The organism is Micromonospora sp. NPDC000668 (genome assembly GCF_042897975.1).
Classification (GTDB): domain Bacteria; phylum Actinomycetota; class Actinomycetes; order Mycobacteriales; family Micromonosporaceae; genus Micromonospora.
This window is the reverse complement of record NZ_JBIAYP010000007.1, coordinates 96,779-114,832: the sequence shown is the minus strand read 5'-3', so window position 1 is coordinate 114,832 and position 18,054 is coordinate 96,779. Positions and strand designations below refer to the sequence as shown.

At 73.0% G+C, this 18,054-nt stretch carries 15 protein-coding genes; all 15 read left to right on the top strand.

Features of this window, described 5'->3' with window-relative positions:
* The first annotated feature begins 15 nt into the window (after positions 1 to 15).
* The 15 genes from pyrR (at position 16) to ACFY29_RS30600 (ending at position 17,909) form a co-directional block, all read left to right on the top strand.
* Complete coding sequence (gene pyrR, locus ACFY29_RS30670; RefSeq protein WP_328414084.1) at positions 16 to 600, top strand: bifunctional pyr operon transcriptional regulator/uracil phosphoribosyltransferase PyrR; 585 nt, start codon at positions 16 to 18, stop codon at positions 598 to 600.
* Positions 597 to 1,523 (top strand): aspartate carbamoyltransferase catalytic subunit, encoded by a 927-nt coding sequence (locus ACFY29_RS30665; protein ID WP_328414086.1) that lies wholly within the window; start codon positions 597 to 599, stop codon positions 1,521 to 1,523. The genes pyrR and ACFY29_RS30665 overlap by 4 nt, the downstream gene beginning before the upstream one ends.
* Complete coding sequence (locus ACFY29_RS30660) at positions 1,520 to 2,797, top strand: dihydroorotase (RefSeq protein ID WP_355605804.1); 1,278 nt, start codon at positions 1,520 to 1,522, stop codon at positions 2,795 to 2,797. The genes ACFY29_RS30665 and ACFY29_RS30660 overlap by 4 nt, the downstream gene beginning before the upstream one ends.
* A complete protein-coding gene (gene carA / locus ACFY29_RS30655; protein WP_355605807.1) occupies positions 2,794 to 3,969 on the top strand; it encodes a glutamine-hydrolyzing carbamoyl-phosphate synthase small subunit in 1,176 nt (391 codons plus the stop codon). Before ACFY29_RS30660 ends, carA begins: the two co-directional genes overlap by 4 nt.
* On the top strand, positions 3,962 to 7,309 hold the full coding sequence (gene carB, locus ACFY29_RS30650) for a carbamoyl-phosphate synthase large subunit (protein ID WP_328414091.1): 3,348 nt from the start codon (positions 3,962 to 3,964) through the stop codon (positions 7,307 to 7,309). Before carA ends, carB begins: the two co-directional genes overlap by 8 nt.
* A complete protein-coding gene (locus ACFY29_RS30645) occupies positions 7,306 to 8,352 on the top strand; it encodes a quinone-dependent dihydroorotate dehydrogenase (protein ID WP_386991712.1) in 1,047 nt (348 codons plus the stop codon). The genes carB and ACFY29_RS30645 overlap by 4 nt, the downstream gene beginning before the upstream one ends.
* A gap of 58 nt (positions 8,353 to 8,410) precedes the next feature.
* The gene (locus ACFY29_RS30640) at positions 8,411 to 9,685 is read left to right on the top strand and encodes an adenosylmethionine--8-amino-7-oxononanoate transaminase (RefSeq protein WP_386991710.1); all 1,275 of its coding nucleotides are present in this window, start codon (positions 8,411 to 8,413) and stop codon (positions 9,683 to 9,685) included.
* 72 nt (positions 9,686 to 9,757) lie between these two features.
* Entirely contained in the window at positions 9,758 to 10,597 is an 840-nt protein-coding gene (gene pyrF, locus ACFY29_RS30635; RefSeq protein WP_355605818.1) for an orotidine-5'-phosphate decarboxylase, read from the top strand.
* A gap of 174 nt (positions 10,598 to 10,771) precedes the next feature.
* A complete protein-coding gene (gene mihF, locus ACFY29_RS30630; protein WP_053655462.1) occupies positions 10,772 to 11,089 on the top strand; it encodes an integration host factor, actinobacterial type in 318 nt (105 codons plus the stop codon).
* Positions 11,090 to 11,114: 25 nt separating this feature from the next.
* Positions 11,115 to 11,648 (top strand): guanylate kinase, encoded by a 534-nt coding sequence (locus tag ACFY29_RS30625; protein WP_386991707.1) that lies wholly within the window; start codon positions 11,115 to 11,117, stop codon positions 11,646 to 11,648.
* Between the two features lie 64 nt (positions 11,649 to 11,712).
* Positions 11,713 to 11,976 carry a DNA-directed RNA polymerase subunit omega gene (gene rpoZ / locus ACFY29_RS30620; protein WP_074318577.1) on the top strand — a complete coding sequence of 88 codons (264 nt, stop codon included), beginning with the start codon at positions 11,713 to 11,715 and terminating at the stop codon, positions 11,974 to 11,976.
* 14 nt (positions 11,977 to 11,990) lie between these two features.
* On the top strand, positions 11,991 to 13,199 hold the full coding sequence (gene coaBC, locus ACFY29_RS30615) for a bifunctional phosphopantothenoylcysteine decarboxylase/phosphopantothenate--cysteine ligase CoaBC (protein WP_386991704.1): 1,209 nt from the start codon (positions 11,991 to 11,993) through the stop codon (positions 13,197 to 13,199).
* 87 nt (positions 13,200 to 13,286) lie between these two features.
* Entirely contained in the window at positions 13,287 to 14,480 is a 1,194-nt protein-coding gene (metK, locus tag ACFY29_RS30610) for a methionine adenosyltransferase (protein WP_355605826.1), read from the top strand.
* Positions 14,481 to 14,539: 59 nt separating this feature from the next.
* Complete coding sequence (locus ACFY29_RS30605; protein WP_386991702.1) at positions 14,540 to 16,678, top strand: primosome assembly protein PriA; 2,139 nt, start codon at positions 14,540 to 14,542, stop codon at positions 16,676 to 16,678.
* Positions 16,679 to 16,925: 247 nt separating this feature from the next.
* A complete protein-coding gene (locus tag ACFY29_RS30600) occupies positions 16,926 to 17,909 on the top strand; it encodes an AAA family ATPase (protein WP_328414112.1) in 984 nt (327 codons plus the stop codon).
* Positions 17,910 to 18,054 lie beyond the last annotated feature (145 nt).

Below are 18,054 nucleotides of genomic sequence, written 5' to 3'. Positions count from 1 at the left end.
GGAAGGAGGCCCGCCGTGGCATACCCACCGGCTGCCCGCTCGTCACCACCGCGACAACCCTCGGTGAAGGTGATCCTCGCCAGCGCCGACGTGCAACGCGTGGTCGACCGCATCGCCCACCAGATCCTGGAGAAGACCCAGGGCGCCGCCGACACGGTGCTGCTCGGGATTCCCACCCGGGGTGCCCCGCTCGCTCGGCGGCTCGCCGCCCGGATCAGCACCTTCGAGGACGTCGCCGTCCCGGTCGGTGTGCTCGACATCACGCTCTACCGCGACGACCTCCGCCGGCACGCCACCCGCGCGGTCGGCCCGACGGAGCTGCCGGCCGGTGGCATCGACGGCAAGCGGGTCATCCTCGTCGACGACGTGCTCTTCTCCGGCCGCACCGTCCGGGCCGCGCTCGACGCGCTCAACGACGTGGGCCGCCCGGCGTCCGTGCAGCTCGCCGTCCTGGTCGACCGCGGCCACCGGGAGCTGCCGATCCGGGCCGACTACGTCGGCAAGAACATCCCGACCTCGCTCGTCGAGAGCGTCAGGGTCACGCTCGCCGAGACCGACGGCGCCGACGAGGTCAAGCTGTACGGGGGGACCACCTCATGATCAGGCACCTGCTCTCCGGCGCGGACCTGGACGCCGACACCGCCACCGAGATCCTGGACACCGCCGCCGAGATGGCCACGGTCGCCGGCCGGGAGATCAAGAAGCTGCCCGCGCTGCGCGGCCGGACCGTGGTGAACCTCTTCTACGAGGACTCCACCCGCACCCGGATCTCCTTCGAGGCGGCGGCGAAGCGGCTCAGCGCCGACGTGATCAACTTTTCCGCGAAGGGGTCCAGCGTCACCAAGGGCGAGAGCCTGAAGGACACCGCGCTGACCCTGCAGGCCATGGGCGCCGACGCCGTGGTCGTCCGGCACCCCGCCTCCGGCGCGCCGCACCGGCTGGCCAACTGGGTGGACGGGTCGGTGGTCAACGCCGGCGACGGCACCCACGAGCACCCCACCCAGGCGCTGCTGGACGCGTACACCATGCGGGCCCGGCTGGGCCGGCTGGCCGGCCTGTCGGTCGCGGTCGTCGGGGACGTGCTGCACTCCCGGGTGGCCCGCTCGAACGTGCTGCTGCTCTCCACCCTCGGCGCCAAGGTCACCCTGGTCGGCCCGCCCACCCTCATCCCGGTGGACATCTCCGCGGCGCTCGCCCCCGGCACCGACGTCTCCTACGACCTCGACTCCGTGCTGCCCAACGTCGACGTGGTGATGATGCTGCGGGTGCAGCGGGAGCGGATGAACGACTCCTACTTCCCCTCCGCCCGCGAGTACGCCCGCCGTTACGGCCTGGACGGGCCGCGGATGCGCCGGCTGCCCGAGCACGCGATCGTCATGCACCCCGGCCCGATGAACCGGGGGATGGAGATCACTCCCGAGGTGGCCGACTCTCCCCGCTCCACCATCGTCGAACAGGTCACCAACGGGGTCTCCGTGCGGATGGCCGTCCTGTACCTGCTGCTCGGAGGGAACAACCGGTGACCGCGTACCTGATCACCAGCGTGAGTGTCGTCGGCTCCGCACCGACCGACCTGCTGATCCGCGACGGCGTGGTTGCCGAGGTCGGCCCGGGGCTGTCCGCACCGGACGCCACGGTGCTCGACGGCACCGGCCTGGTCGCCCTGCCCGGCCTGGTCGACCTGCACACCCACCTGCGCGAGCCCGGTCGAGAGGACGCCGAGACCGTCGAGTCCGGCTCCCGCGCGGCCGCGCTGGGCGGCTACACCGCGGTCTGCGCGATGGCCAACACCTCCCCGGTCGCGGACACCGCCGGCGTGGTCGAGCAGGTCTGGCGGCTCGGCCGGGAGGCCGGGCTGGTCGACGTGCAGCCGATCGGCGCGGTCACCGTCGGGCTGGCCGGCGAGCGCCTGGCCGAGCTGGGCGCGATGGCAGACTCCGCGGCCCGGGTGCGGATCTTCTCCGACGACGGGCACTGCGTCGCCGACCCGAAGCTGATGCGCCGGGCCCTGGAGTACGTCAAGGCGTTCGACGGGATCATCGCCCAGCACGCCGAGGAGCCCAGGCTCACCGAGGGCGCCCAGATGCACGAGGGTGAGGTCTCCACCCGACTCGGGCTGATCGGCTGGCCGGCGGTCGCCGAGGAGGCGATCATCGCCCGGGACGTGCTGCTCGCCGAGCACGTGGGCAGCCGGCTGCACGTCTGCCACGTCTCCACCGCCGGCAGCGTCGAGGTGCTGCGCCAGGCCAAGGCGCGCGGGGTACGGGTCACCGCCGAGGTCACCCCGCACCACCTGCTGCTCACCGACGAGCGGGCGGAGAGCTACGACCCGGTCTTCAAGGTCAACCCGCCGCTGCGCACCGCCGCGGACATCGCCGCGCTGCGCGCCGCGCTCGCCGACGGGGTGCTCGACGTGATCGCCACCGACCACGCCCCGCACGCCGTGGAGGACAAGGAGTGCGAGTGGGCGTACGCCCGGCCGGGGATGCTCGGCCTGGAGACGGCCCTCTCCATCGCGCTGGACGTGCTCGGCCCCGAGTGGGACCTGATCGCCGAGCGGATGTCGCGGACCCCGGCCCGGATCGCCGGGCTGGCCGGCCACGGCGTCGACCCGGCACCCGGCGTGCCGGCCAACCTGACCCTGGTCGACCCGGCCGCCCGCCGCACCATCGACCCGGCGGAGCTGGCCAGTCGCAGTCGCAACACCCCGTACGCCCGCATGACGCTGCCGGGTCGCATCGTGGCGACCTTCCTGCGTGGCGAGCCGACGGTCCTGGACGGAAAGGCAATCAAGTGACCCGCAGACGTTCCGCGATCCTCGTACTCGAGGACGGGCGTACGTTCCACGGCGAGGCGTACGGCAGTGTCGGGGAGACCTTCGGCGAGGCGGTCTTCAACACCGGCATGACCGGCTACCAGGAGACCCTCACCGACCCGTCCTACCACCGGCAGGTGGTGGTGCAGACCGCCCCGCACATCGGCAACACCGGCGTCAACGGCGAGGACGACGAGTCCAGCCGGATCTGGGTGGCCGGGTACGTGGTGCGCGACCCGGCCCGGATCGGTTCGAACTGGCGGGCCACCGGCAGTCTTGAGGACCGGCTCGCCACCGAGGGTGTGGTGGGCATCAGCGGAGTGGACACCCGGGCGCTGACCCGGCACCTGCGGGAGCGGGGCGCCATGCGGGTGGGCATCTCCAGCGTCGACGACGACCCGCGCGGCCTGCTGGCCCGGGTTCGCCAGTCGCCGCAGATGGTCGGCGCGAACCTCTCCGCCGAGGTGACCACCGCCGAGCCGTACGTCGTCGAGGCGGTCGGGGAGCACCGGTTCACCGTGGCGGCGCTGGACCTGGGCATCAAGCGCAACGTGCCGCGCCGGCTCGCCGCGCGTGGGGTGACCACCCACGTGTTGCCGGCCGGGTCGAGCATCGAGGAACTGCTCGCCACCGGCGCCGACGCGATCTTCCTGTCGCCCGGCCCCGGCGACCCGGCCACCGCCGACGGCCCGGTGGCGCTGGCCCGGGAGGCGCTCGTCCGGCGGGTGCCGCTGTTCGGCATCTGCTTCGGCAGCCAGATCCTCGGCCGGGCGCTCGGCTTCGGCACCTACAAGCTGGGCTACGGCCACCGGGGGATCAACCAGCCGGTGCTCGACCGGGCCACCGGCAAGGTGGAGGTGACCAGCCACAACCACGGCTTCGCCGTCCAGGTGCCCGGCGCGGGGCAGGGCGCGGTGGTCCCCGACCAGGTGATCGACACCGATTTCGGCGGCGTTCGGGTCAGCCACGTCTGCCTCAATGACAACGTGGTCGAGGGGCTGCGAGCCGTGGACGTGCCCGCCTTCACCGTTCAGTACCACCCGGAGGCGGCGGCCGGCCCGCACGACGCGGACTACCTCTTCGACCGTTTCGCCGAGCTGATCGAAGGCCGCGGCCTCGACTCGCAGCACAGTGAGGGGCGCAGCAATGCCTAAGCGGACCGATCTCAAGCACATCCTGGTGATCGGCTCCGGGCCGATCGTGATCGGGCAGGCCTGCGAGTTCGACTACTCCGGCACCCAGGCCTGCCGGGTGCTGCGCAGCGAGGGGATCCGGGTCAGCCTGGTCAACTCCAACCCGGCGACGATCATGACCGACCCGGAGTTCGCCGACGCCACCTACGTCGAGCCGATCACCCCGGAGTTCGTGGAGCTGGTCATCGCCAAGGAGCGGCCGGACGCGATCCTGGCCACCCTCGGCGGGCAGACCGCGCTGAACACCGCGGTCGCCCTGCACGAGGCCGGCGTGCTGGAGAAGTACGGCGTGGAGCTGATCGGCGCGAACATCGACGCGATCAACCGGGGCGAGGACCGCCAGCTGTTCAAGGAGATCGTGGCCAAGGCCGGGGTCCGCCTCGGCATCGAGGACCCGGCCGCGCTGGTGCCCCGCTCGCGGGTCTGCCACTCGATGGACGAGGTCGAGGCGACCGTCGCCGAGTTGGGCCTGCCGGTGGTGATCCGGCCGTCGTTCACCATGGGTGGCCTGGGCTCCGGCATGGCGCACACCCCGGAGGACCTGGCCCGCATCGCCGGCGACGGTCTCTCCGCCAGCCCGGTGCACGAGGTGCTCATCGAGGAGAGCGTGCTCGGCTGGAAGGAGTACGAGCTGGAGCTGATGCGCGACCGGCACGACAACGTGGTGGTGGTCTGCTCGATCGAGAACGTCGACCCGATGGGCGTGCACACCGGCGACAGCGTCACCGTGGCCCCGGCCATGACGCTCACCGACCGGGAGTACCAGCACCTGCGTGACCTGGGCATCGCGGTGCTGCGCGAGGTCGGTGTGGACACCGGCGGCTGCAACATCCAGTTCGCGGTCAACCCGGCCGACGGCCGGATCGTCGTGATCGAGATGAACCCGCGGGTGTCCCGCTCCTCGGCGCTGGCCTCCAAGGCGACCGGCTTCCCGATCGCCAAGATCGCCGCCAAGCTGGCCATCGGCTACACCCTCGACGAGATCCCCAACGACATCACGTTGAAGACCCCGGCGGCCTTCGAGCCGACCCTGGACTACGTGGTGGTGAAGATCCCGCGGTTCGCGTTCGAGAAGTTCCCCGGCGCCGACCCGGAGCTGACCACCACGATGAAGTCGGTGGGCGAGGCCATGAGCCTCGGGCGCAACTTCACCGAGGCGCTGAACAAGGCGATGCGCTCGATGGAGACGAAGGAAGCGGGCTTCTGGACGGTGCCGGACCCGGCCGACGCGACGACGGAGAACACCCTCGCCGCGCTGCGGATCCCGCACGACGGCCGGCTGTACACCGTCGAGCGGGCGCTGCGCCTGGGCGCGTCGATCGCCGAGGTCACCGCCGCCTCCGGCGGGATCGACCCGTGGTTCCTGGACCAGATCGCCGCGCTGGTCGAGCTGCGCGCCGAGATCGTGGACGCCCCGGTGCTCGACGCCGAGCTGCTGCGCCGGGCCAAGCGGGCCGGCCTGTCCGACCGGCAGCTCGCCGCGCTGCGGCCGGAACTAGCCGCCGAGGACGGCGTACGGACCCTGCGGCACCGCCTCGACGTGCGCCCGGTCTACAAGACCGTGGACACCTGCGCCGCCGAGTTCGAGGCGACCACGCCGTACCACTACTCCAGCTACGACTCGGAGACCGAGGTCGTGCCGTCGGACCGGCCGAAGGTGCTGATCCTGGGGTCCGGCCCGAACCGGATCGGGCAGGGCATCGAGTTCGACTACTCGTGCGTGCACGCGGTGCAGGCGCTGCGGGCGGCCGGCTTCGAGACCGTCATGGTCAACTGCAACCCGGAGACCGTCTCCACCGACTACGACACCGCCGACCGGCTCTACTTCGAGCCGCTGACCTTCGAGGACGTGCTGGAGGTCTGGCACGCCGAGGAGTCCTCCGGCCGGGCGGCCGGCGGGCCGGGCGTGGTCGGGGTGGTCGTGCAGCTGGGCGGGCAGACGCCGCTGGGGCTGGCGCAGCGGCTCAAGAACGCCGGAGTACCGGTGGTCGGCACCTCCCCGGAGTCGATCCACCTCGCCGAGGAGCGCGGCGCGTTCGGCGCCGTGCTCGCCCGGGCCGGGCTGCGCGCACCGGCGCACGGCATGGCCACCTCCTACGACGAGGCCAAGGCGATCGCCGACGAGATCGGCTACCCGGTGCTGGTCCGGCCGTCGTATGTGCTGGGCGGGCGGGGGATGGAGATTGTCTACGACGACCCGACGCTGCGCGACTACATCGGCCGGGCCACCGACATCTCCCCGGACCACCCCGTGCTGGTGGACCGGTTCCTGGACGACGCCATCGAGATCGACGTGGACGCGCTCTGCGACGCCGACGGCGAGGTCTACATCGGCGGGGTGATGGAGCACATCGAGGAGGCCGGCATCCACTCCGGCGACTCGTCCTGCGCGCTGCCGCCGATCACCCTCGCGGGCTCGCACCTGGCCGAGGTTCGCCGCTACACCGAGGCGATCGCCCGTGGCGTCGGCGTCCGCGGCCTGCTCAACGTGCAGTACGCGCTCAAGGACGACGTGCTCTACGTGCTGGAGGCCAACCCGCGCGCGTCGCGGACCGTCCCGTTCGTCTCCAAGGCGACCGCGGTGCCGCTGGCCAAGGCGGCGGCCCGGATCGCGCTCGGCGCCAGCATCGCCGAGTTGCGCGCCGAGGGTCTGCTCCCGGCGACCGGGGACGGCGGCACGATGCCCGCCGACGCGCCGATCGCGGTCAAGGAGGCGGTGCTGCCGTTCAAGCGCTTCCGTACCCGCTCCGGCAAGGGGATCGACTCGCTGCTCGGGCCGGAGATGAAGTCGACCGGCGAGGTGATGGGGATCGACACCAACTTCGGGCACGCCTTCGCCAAGAGCCAGTCGGCCGCGTACGGCTCGCTGCCCACCGCCGGGAAGATCTTCGTCTCGGTGGCCAACCGGGACAAGCGTGGCATGATCTTCCCGATCAAGCGCCTGGCCGATCTGGGCTTCGAGATCGTGGCGACCACCGGCACCGCCGAGGTGCTGCGTCGGCACGGCATCGCCTGCGAGCAGATCCGCAAGCACTACCAGGCCGGCGAGGGCGACGACGCGGTGTCGCTGATCCTCGGCGGCCACGTGGCGCTGGTGATCAACACGCCGCAGGGCTCGGGTGCCAGCGCCCGCTCGGACGGGTACGAGATTCGCAGTGCCGCGGTCACCGCGGACATCCCCTGCATCACCACGGTCCCCGGCGCCGCCGCGGCCGTGATGGGCATCGAGGCGCGGATCCGTGGCGACATGCAGGTCCGTCCCCTGCAGGACCTGCACGCCACCCTTCGAGCCGCCCAGTGACCGTGTTCGAGCGGGTGGTGCGGCCGCAGTTGTTCCGGGTTGGCGGTGGGGACGCGGAGGCGGCGCACGAGTGGACGTTGCGGCGGCTGGCCGCGCTGTCCCGGCGGCCGATGGCGTTGGCGGCGCTGCGGGCACGGTACGCGGTCCAGGCACCGCGCACGGTGTTCGGCGTGCGGTTCCCCAACCCGGTCGGGCTGGCCGCTGGAATGGACAAGGACGGGGCCGCGCTGCCGGCCTGGCCGGCGCTCGGCTTCGGCTTCGTCGAGGTCGGCACGGTCACCGCGCGGGCACAGCCGGGCAACCCCCGGCCGCGGCTGTTCCGGCTGCCGGCCAGCGAGGCCGTGGTCAACCGGATGGGCTTCAACAACGCCGGCGCCGCCGCACTGGCCGCCCGGCTGACCGCGCTGCCGCGGCCGATCGGCGTGCCGCTGGGCATCTCGTTGGGCAAGTCCAAGGTGACCCCGCTGGACGAGGCGGTCGAGGACTACCTCGCCTCGTACCGGGCGCTGCGCGGGCACGGCGACTACTTCGCGGTGAACGTCTCCTCACCGAACACCCCCGGGCTGCGCTCGTTGCAGGATCGCGCACACCTGGACGCGCTGCTCGCCGCGCTGGTCGGGGAGAAGCCGGTGTTGGTCAAGATCGCCCCTGATCTGACCGAAGCGGCGATCGCCGAGCTGTTGGAGGTCTGCCTGGCCCGGGGCGCGGCCGGGGTGATCGCCACCAACACCACCCTGGCCCGGGACGGGCTCGCCCCGGTGGACGCCGAGCGTGGCGCGCAGGCCGGCGGCCTGTCCGGCCGGCCGCTCACCGGCCGGGCCCGGGAGGTGGTCTCCTTCGTGCACCGGGAGACCGGTGGCCGGCTGCCGATCATCGGGGTCGGCGGAGTGCTGGACCCGGACGACGCGGCGCGGATGTTCGACGCCGGCGCCGCCCTGGTGCAGCTCTACACCGGCTTCATCTACCGGGGCCCCGCCCTGGTCCGTGCCGTCGCCCGCGCGACGGCCGCGTCCCCGGCGCCGGACGCGGTCGCCGGGCGGTGACCGGACCCGGCGTGGGGCGTACGGCGGCCCTGCCCGCCCAGGACTGGAAGGAACGCGCGTGACGCCCGAGGAGATCCTGACCGCCGACCGGGCGCACGTCTGGCATCCGTACACCGCGCTGCCGTCGGCGAACCCGCCGTACGTGGTGCAGAGCGCCGAGGGGGTACGGCTGCGGCTGGCCGACGGGCGGGAGCTGGTGGACGGGATGTCGTCCTGGTGGGCGGCGATCCACGGCTACCGGCACCCGGCGTTGGACGCGGCGGTGACCGACCAGCTCGGCCGGATGAGCCACGTGATGTTCGGCGGGCTCACCCACGAACCCGCGGTCCAGCTCGCCCGGACCCTGGTCGAGCTGAGCCCGGACGGCCTGGAGCACGTGTTCCTGGCCGACTCCGGCTCGGTCAGCGTCGAGGTGGCGGTGAAGATGTGCCTGCAGTACCAGCGGGCCGTCGGCCAACCGCAGCGGCGCCGGCTGGCCACCTGGCGGGGCGGCTACCACGGCGACACGTTCCACCCCATGAGCGTCTGCGACCCGGAGGGCGGGATGCACCACCTCTGGGGCGACGTACTGCCCCGGCAGGTCTTCGCCCCGGTCCCGCCGGGCGGCTTCGCCGACCCGCCCGACGAGGCGTACGTGGCGGAGCTGGTGGACGCGGTCGAGCGGCACGCCGACGAACTGGCCGCGGTGATCGTCGAGCCAGTGGTGCAAGGTGCCGGCGGGATGCGCTTCCACCATCCGGGGTACCTGCGCGTGCTGCGCGAGGTGACCCGCGCGCACGGAGTGCTGCTGATCTTCGACGAGATCGCCACCGGCTTCGGCCGTACCGGGACGATGTTCGCCGCCGAGCACGCCGGGGTGACCCCGGACGTGATGTGCGTGGGCAAGGCGCTCACCGGCGGCTACCTGACCCTGGCGGCGACGCTCTGCACCCCGCGGGTCGCCCGGGCCATCTCCGCCGCGGGCGTGCTGGCGCACGGACCCACCTTCATGGGCAACCCGTTGGCCTGCGCGGTCGCCAACGCCTCCATCGGGCTGCTGCGGGCCGGGGACTGGGCGGCGCAGGTGGAAAGGGTCGGCGGCGGCCTACGCGCCGGGCTGGAGCCGCTGCGCGGCGCGCCGGGCGTGACCGACGTGCGGGTGCTCGGCGCGATCGGGGTGGTCCAGCTCGACCACGAGGTCGACCTCGGCGCGGCCACCGTGGCGGCGGCCGACCAGGGGGTCTGGCTGCGGCCGTTCCGCGACCTGATCTACACGATGCCGCCGTACGTCACCGACGACGCCGACCTGGCCCGGATCGCAGCCGGGGTGGCGGCGGCCGTGGCGGCCGGCTGAGCCACCCTGACCAACGACTCAGGGGTACGCCGGGCGGGGCAGCCGTCCGGACGAGGAGAGGGGAAGTACCGGATGGAAAGCTTCGGCACCCGGCTGCACCGTGCCGTCACCGAGCGGGGGCCGCTGTGTGTCGGCATCGACCCGCATCCCGGTCTGCTGGCCCGCTGGGGGCTCGCCGACGACCTTCAAGGGCTTGACCGGTTCGCCCGGACCGTCGCGGACGCGCTCGGTGACCGGGTTGCGGTGGTCAAGCCTCAGTCGGCCTTTTTCGAGCGATTCGGATCCCGCGGAGTGGCGATTCTTGAGTCAACTATCCGACAGTTACGGGATGCCGGCTCGCTCGTTCTGCTGGACGTCAAGCGCGGCGACATCGGCTCGACGGTCAGCGCGTACGCCGCCGCGTACCTCGATCCATCCAGCCCGCTGTATGTCGACGCGGTCACCGCGAGCCCCTACCTGGGGGTGGGTTCGCTGGCGCCGATGTTCGAGCTGGCCGCCGAGCACGGCGGCGGGGTCTTCGTGCTGGCCCTCACCTCCAACCCCGAGGGCGCCGCCGTGCAGCAGGCCCGCACGGCCGACGGACGCACCGTCGCGCAGACCGTGATCGACGAGATTTCCCAGCTCAACAGGGGTGCGACCCCACTCGGCAGCTTCGGTCTGGTGGTCGGCGCGACCATCGGAGACACCGGTCACGACCTCTCCGGCGTGGGGGGTCCGCTGCTCGCCCCGGGGCTCGGCGCGCAGGGTGCCGGCGCGGCGGATCTGCGCACCGTCTTCGGTCCGAGCCTGGCCAACGTGCTGCCCTCGTACTCCCGTGAGGTGCTCTCGGCGGGCCCCGACGCCGTCGCCCTGCGGGCCGCCGCGGACCGGGTGCTGGCCGAGTGCCGGGCCGTTCTGGCTGCCCGTGACTGACTGACGGCTCGGTCACTCTGCGATGATCACTGCGCGTCCACGTTGCCGAAAGCTCCGTTGACCGCTAGTTTTCCCCGCGCTGGGAACCACGGACCCCTTGGTTCACAGCGACACCACGTTTCACAGATGCGGCGGTGCGCCCCGCCCGCCGCGATAGGGACCTGAGGAGAACTGGTGCCGCTCCCGTCACTGACCCCCGAACAGCGCGCTGCCGCGCTCGAGAAGGCCGCGGAGATCCGCAAGGCCCGTGCCGAGCTGAAGGAGCAGCTCAAGCAGGGCAAGACCACCCTCGGTGCCGTCCTCGAGCGTGCCGAAGGCGACGACGTCGTGGGCAAGCTCAAGGTTTCGGCCGTCCTGCAGGCAATGCCGGGCATCGGCAAGATCCGGGCGACCCAGATCATGGAGAAGCTCAAGATCGCCGACAGCCGTCGCCTGCGCGGCCTCGGCGAGCAGCAGCGCAAGGCACTGCTTGGAGAGTTCGCCGCCAACTGAACCTGGCAGCGTGTAGAAACAAGCAGTGAGCACGGATGACGAGGCGCGCCCGGCGGCTCGGCTCACTGTCCTGTCTGGACCTTCGGGTTCGGGCACGGAGAGTGTCGTCGAGCTTGTCCGGGCGCGTTCTCCGTCCGTGTGGATCCCGGTGCCGGCCACCACCCGGCCACGCCGGGAGACGGAGGTGGACGGGGTCGACCGAGTCTTCCTCGCCCCCACCGAGTTCGACCGCCGGGTGGCCGTCGGCGAGCTGCTGGAGTGGTCCCGGATGGGCCCGCACCGCCGCGGCACCCCGTACCTGCCGCTGCGCGCCCGGCTCGACGCCGGGCAGCCGGTGTTGCTCCCGCTGGACCTGGCGGGCGCCCAGTTGGTCCGGGCGCGGCTACCCAACGCCCGGCTGGTGCTGCTGAGCCCGCCCGGGCACCGCCCCGACCCCGCTGTGGCGGCGGCCTTCGACCACACCGTGGCCCACGACCGCACCGATCGGGCGGTCGAGGAGCTGGTAGGCTTACTCGGTTCTTCTTATCCGGATCCGGCCTGGTCACGCGTGCGTGGCTGACGGCCGACCGCCGTTGAGACTCAGCACCGCGTCCGCGCGGCTCGAAAGACGCAGAGGTTAATTCGTGGGATCCATCGCCAACCCCGAAGGCATCACCAACCCGCCGATCGACGAGCTCCTCGAGAAGACGACGTCGAAGTACGCGCTGGTCATCTTCGCCGCCAAGCGCGCGCGCCAGGTGAACGCCTACTACAGCCAGCTCGGTGAGGGCCTCCTGGAGTACGTCGGCCCGCTCGTCGAGACCACCCCGCAGGAGAAGCCCCTCTCCATCGCCATGCGCGAGATCAACGGGGGCCTGCTCACCGCCGAGCCGACCGACCAGCCGTAAGCCCGCACACGTCGATGTCCGCCGGGATCGTCCTCGGGGTCGGCGGCGGCATCGCCGCCTACAAGGCCTGTGAGCTGCTGCGGCTCTTCACCGAATCGGGCCACCGGGTTCGTGTCGTGCCGACCGCGTCGGCGCTCCGGTTCGTCGGAGCGCCGACCTGGGCGGCGCTCTCCGGCCAACCGGTCGCCGACGACGTCTGGTCCGACGTGCACGAGGTGCCGCACGTCCGGCTCGGCCAGCAGGCCGACCTGGTGGTGGTCGCACCGACCACCGCCGACCTGCTCGCCAAGGCCGCCCACGGGCTCGCCGACGACCTGCTGACCAACACGCTGCTGACCGCGCGCTGCCCGGTGGTGCTGGCCCCGGCCATGCACACCGAGATGTGGGAGCACCCGGCCACCGTGGCCAACGTCGCCACCCTGCGCGCCCGGGGTGTCCGGGTCATCGAGCCGGCCGTCGGCCGACTCACCGGCGTCGACACCGGCAAGGGCCGCCTGCCCGACCCGGCGGAGATCTTCGCGGTCGCCCGTCGGGTCCTCGCCCGGGGCGGGCACGCCCCCGCTGACCTGGTCGGCCGCCGGGTGGTGGTCACCGCGGGGGGCACCCGCGAGCCGCTGGACCCGGTCCGCTTCCTGGGCAACCGCTCCTCCGGCAAGCAGGGCTACGCCTTCGCCCGGGCGGCGGTCGCCCGGGGCGCCCGGGTCACCCTGATCGCGGCGAACGTCTCCCTCACCGACCCCGCCGGGGTCGACCTGGTCCGGGTGGGCACCACCGCCGAGTTGCGGGAGGCCACGCTGAAGGCCGCCGTCGAGGCCGACGCGGTGGTGATGGCGGCGGCTCCGGCCGATTTCCGGCCGGCGACGTACGCGGCTGGCAAAATCAAGAAGTCGGACGATGGCGTCGCACCCACCATCGAGCTCGTCACGAACCCGGACATCGCGGCGGAGCTCGGCCAGCGCAAACGACCGGAGCAGCTGCTGGTGGTGTTCGCCGCCGAGACCGGCGAGGCCGAGGCCAACGGACGGGCGAAACTCGCCCGGAAGCGGGCCGACCTGATCGTGGTCAACGAGGTAGGGCCGGACAAGGTCTTCGGCGCCGACACCAACACGGTGACGGTGATCGGCGCGGACGGCTCGGTCACCCGACTGCCCGAGCAGGCCAAGGAGGACGTGGCCGACATCGTATGGGATCTCGTCGTGGCGCGGCTGCCCGGCCGCTCCTGACGGGTGGAACAAGGCGCGACCGACCCCGACACCCGCCGCAGTGGTGACTACACTGCCGCGGAATGACTTCACACGCTTAGGAGTGCCGTGACACGCCGCCTCTTTACGTCCGAATCGGTCACGGAAGGCCACCCGGACAAGATCGCCGACCAGATCAGCGATGGCATCCTCGACGCGCTACTCACCGAAGACCCGCACAGCCGGGTGGCGGTCGAGACCATGATCACCACCGGCCAGGTCCACATCGCCGGTGAGGTGACCACCAAGGCCTACGCCGACATCCCCACCATCGTGCGCCGGACCATCCTCGACATCGGCTACGACTCCTCGAAGAAGGGGTTCGACGGCGCATCCTGCGGGGTCAGCGTCTCCATCGGCGCGCAGTCCGAGGACATCGCGCAGGGCGTGGACAACGCCTTCGAGCTGCGTACCGGGGCGTCGGAGAGCGCGCTGGACGCGCAGGGCGCCGGGGACCAGGGCATGATGTTCGGCTTTGCCTGCTCCGAGACGCCCGAGCTGATGCCGCTGCCGATCGCGCTGGCGCACCGGCTGGCACGCCGACTGGCCGCAGTGCGCAAGGACGGGACCATCCCGTACCTGCGGCCCGACGGCAAGACCCAGGTGACCATCGAGTACGAGGGGCTGCGCCCGGTCCGGCTGAACACCGTGGTCGTGTCCAGCCAGCACGCCGCGGACATCTCGCTGGAGTCGCTGCTCACCCCGGACGTGCGCGACCACGTCATCGCCCCGGAGCTGGAGAGCCTCGGTCTGGACACCGACGGCTACCGGCTGCTGGTCAACCCGACCGGCCGGTTCGAGATCGGCGGGCCGATGGGTGACGCCGGCCTGACCGGCCGCAAGATCATCGTCGACACCTACGGCGGGTACGCCCGGCACGGTGGCGGCGCGTTCTCCGGCAAGGACCCGTCCAAGGTGGACCGGTCGGCCGCGTACGCGATGCGCTGGGTGGCCAAGAACGTGGTCGCCGCCGGCCTGGCCGAGCGGTGCGAGGCCCAGGTCGCGTACGCCATCGGCAAGGCCCACCCGGTGAGCCTGTTCATCGAGACGTTCGGCACCGAGACCGTGCCGGTCGCCTCGATCGAGAAGGCCGTCAACGAGGTGTTCGACCTGCGCCCGGCCGCGATCATCCGGGACCTCAACCTGCTCCGCCCGATCTACCAGCAGACCGCCGCGTACGGCCACTTCGGCCGGGAGCTGCCGGACCTGACCTGGGAGAGCACCGACCGGGCCGCCGACCTCAAGTCGGCCGCGGGAGCCTGACCGCCACCAGGCGCAGCGACCGGCGACCCGCGGATGGGTCGCCGGTCGCTCGCGTCTGCGTGGATGTTCCGCTGGCGCACCTGGACCGGCCGTTCGACTACCTGGTGCCCGCCGAGCTGGACGACGTGGCGGTGCCCGGCACCCGGGTGAAGGTGCGCTTCGCCGGGCAACTCGTCGACGGCTGGCTGCTGGCCCGCGCCGACGACTCCGGGCACACCGGTCGGCTCGCCTACCTGGAGAAGGTGGTCTCGCCGGAGCCGGTGCTGGCGCCCGAGATCGCCCGGCTGGCCCGGGCGGTCGCCGACCGGTACGCGGGCAGCCTCGCCGACGTGCTCCGGCTGGCCGTGCCACCCCGGCACGCCCGGGTCGAGAAGGAGCCCCGTGGCGGCGGCGCGTCCACCCCACCAGAAGTCGCCCCCGACCGGGCCGCCGCCGCGCCCGCCGACCCCGCGGACGTGCAGCCCGCGACCGTTGACCCCGCGACCATGCAGCCCGGGACCATCGACCCGGCGGCCGCCGAGCCCGCGGCCGTGCAGCCCGGGACCGTCGAGCCCGCGACCGTGCGGCCCGGGACCGTCGAGCCCGCGACCGTGCGGCCCGGGACCGTCGAGCCCGCGACCGTCGAGCCCGCCGGGGTCGGGGGAGCGGTCGACCCGCGCGGGTGGCGGGACTACCCGACCGGGCCGGCCCTGCTGCGCGCGCTCACCGACGGCCGGGCACCTCGCGCGGTCTGGTCGGCGCTGCCCGGCGAGGACTGGGCCGCCCGCTACGCCGACGCGGTCGCCGCGACCGTCGCCGGCGGACGCGGCGCGGTGGTCGTGGTGGCCGACGCCCGCGACCTCGATCGGCTGGACGTCGCGCTCACTGCCGTGCTCGGCCCGGGGCGGCACGTCAGCCTCTCCGCCGCGCTCGGTCCGGCCCGCCGCTACCGGGCGTTCCTCGCCGCCCGGCGCGGGGAGGTGCCGGTGGTGATCGGTACCCGGGCGGCGATGTTCGCCCCGGTGGACCGGCTCGGTCTGGTCGCCGTCTGGGACGACGGGGACGACCTGCACTCCGAGCCCCGGGCGCCTTATCCGCACGCCCGCGACGTGCTGCTCACCCGCGCCCAGCTCGCCGAGGCCGGCGCGCTGGTCGGCGGGTACGCCCGTACCGCCGAGGCGCAGCTGCTGCTGGAGACCGGTTGGGCCCGGGAGGTGGTCGCTGACCGGGCGACCGTGCGGGCCCGGATCCCGGCCATCGCGCCGACCGGCGACGACCCGCAGCTGGCCCGCGATCCCGGGGCGGCTACCGCCCGGCTGCCCAGCCTGGCCTGGACGGCCGCCCGCGACGCCGTCCGGGCGGACCTGCCGGTGCTGGTGCAGGTGCCCCGGCGCGGCTACCTGCCCTCGATCTCCTGCGCGGACTGTCGCACCCCGGCCCGCTGCGCGCACTGCGCCGGACCGCTCGCGCTGCCCTCGGCCGGCGGCACCCCGGCCTGCCGCTGGTGCGCCCGGGTGGCCGCCGCGTACGCCTGCCCGCAGTGCGGTGGGCGGCGCCTGCGGGCCGCGGTGACCGGCGCCCGGCGTACCGCCGAGGAGCTGGGCCGAGCGTTTCCCGGTGTGCCGGTGCGCACCTCGGGGCGGGAGGAGGTGCTGACCGACGTGCCCGGTGGGGCGGCCCTGGTGGTCGCCACGCCGGGCGCCGAGCCGGTCGCCGAGGGCGGCTACGGCGCGGTGCTGCTGCTCGACTCGTGGGCCCTGCTGACCCGGGCCGACCTGCGTGCCGGGGAGGAGGCGCTGCGCCGCTGGCTGGCCGCCGCGGCACTGGCCCGCCCGGCACCGGCCGGCCGGGTGGTGGTGGTCGCCGACGGCGCGCTCGCCCCGGTGCAGGCGCTGCTGCGCTGGGACGCCGGCTGGTTCGCTGGCCGTGAGCTGGCCGAGCGCCGTGAGCTGGGCTTTCCGCCGGCGGTGCGGATGGCCAGCGTCACCGGCCCGGCCGAGGCCGTGGCCGACCTGCTCGCGGCGGCCCGGCTGCCGGACGACGCCGAGGTGCTCGGGCCGGTGCCGGCCGAGGAGGGCCGGGAGCGGATGCTGGTACGGGTGCCCCGGGCCCGGGCTGCCGCGCTGGCCGAGGCGCTGCACTCGGCCGCCGGGGTGCGCGCCGCCCGGAAGGCAGCCGATCCGGTCCGCCTTCAGGTCGATCCGTTGAGCATGTTCTGACCGTGTCGGCCGGCGTCGAAGGCCGCCGGACCTGGTCCGGGACGGTGGTCCTCGCACACCGCGTCCGGCAAAGCGGTGGCGCCGGAGTGGTAGCATCGCCCGTCATGCCAAGGCGTACGACGGCTCCAGGTCGCGACGGGGCGTCAGACGCGCCGAGCTGGGGCCCTCGCAGGATGGCGGGAATGCGTCAGTCGGGCGCGATGTCGATGATGTCTTCAATGAGCCGGTGATCAGGGGTGGACCAGTCGTGACCGTTGGACAATCGATCGTCTTCAACGGCGACCTCGGCAGCGGCAAGAGCACCGTGTCGGTCGAGATCGCCAAGCGGCTGGGCATGCGCCGGGTCAGCGTGGGTGACCTCTACCGCGAGATGGCGCAGCAGCGGCAGATGACCGCCCTGCAGCTCAACCTGCACGCCGAGCTTGACCAGGCCGTCGACGGCTACGTCGACCAGCTTCAGCGCGACATCGCCGCCTCCGGCGAGCGCCTCGTCATGGACTCCCGGCTGGCCTGGCACTTCTTCACCGACGCGCTCAAGGTGCACATGATCACCGAGCCGGGTGAGGCGGCCCGCCGGGTGCTGGCCCGTCCGTCTGGGCCGGCGGAGAGCTACGCCTCGCTGGAGGAGGCCACCGCCAAGCTGCGCGAGCGCAGTGAGAGCGAGCGCAGCCGGTTCATCATCCGGTACGGGGTGGACAAGGCACGGCTGCGCAACTACGACCTGATCTGTGACACCACCCGGGCCTCCGCCGCCGAGGTGATCGAGCACATCATCGCCGCGTACGAGGGGAAGCTCGGCGCCGAGGTGCTGCGCGACGGCCCACCGCTGCTGCTGCTGGACCCGGCCCGGGTCTACCCGACCGAGGACATCGCCACCCTGCGTGGGCTGTGGGACACCGAGTTCGTCGGCGACGTGGCCGAGGCCGGCGACGAGGGGCTGGAGCCCCTGAAGATCGGGTTCACCGGCGAGTACTTCTTCGTCGTCGACGGGCACCGCCGGCTCAGCGCCGCCCTGCAGAACGGCTTCTCGATGGTCCCCGCCCAGCTCGTCGCGGAGGTCGACGAGCCGGTGGTGGGCGGGATGAGCGCCATCGACTACTTCGCCGCGCAGGTGCGCCCCGGCCTGGTGTACGACTGGGAGGCGGCCCACAAGATCCAGCTGCCGCTGCCGGAACCCGCGCTGCTCGCCGGCGACGCGGTCCTCGCCGGGGACCCGGGCGCCAGCGTCTGAGCCTGCGAAGGCGGGCCTCGACCCTCGGCATGTGAGCCCGCAGGGGCGTCCTGACCACTGGAGCCTGAGCCCGCAGCGGGCCGGATCGGCGTCGTCACCCCGGCCGGGGGGCTGCCGATCGTGGACGCCATCGGGATGATGGAGC

Coding starts and splice junctions, on each gene's coding strand:
- ACFY29_RS30665 (WP_328414086.1), top strand. CDS start 597: ATGATCAGGCACCTGCTCTCCGGCGCGGACCTGGACGCCGACACCGCC.
- carB (WP_328414091.1), top strand. CDS start 3,962: ATGCCTAAGCGGACCGATCTCAAGCACATCCTGGTGATCGGCTCCGGG.
- pyrF (WP_355605818.1), top strand. CDS start 9,758: ATGGAAAGCTTCGGCACCCGGCTGCACCGTGCCGTCACCGAGCGGGGG.
- coaBC (WP_386991704.1), top strand. CDS start 11,991: ATGTCCGCCGGGATCGTCCTCGGGGTCGGCGGCGGCATCGCCGCCTAC.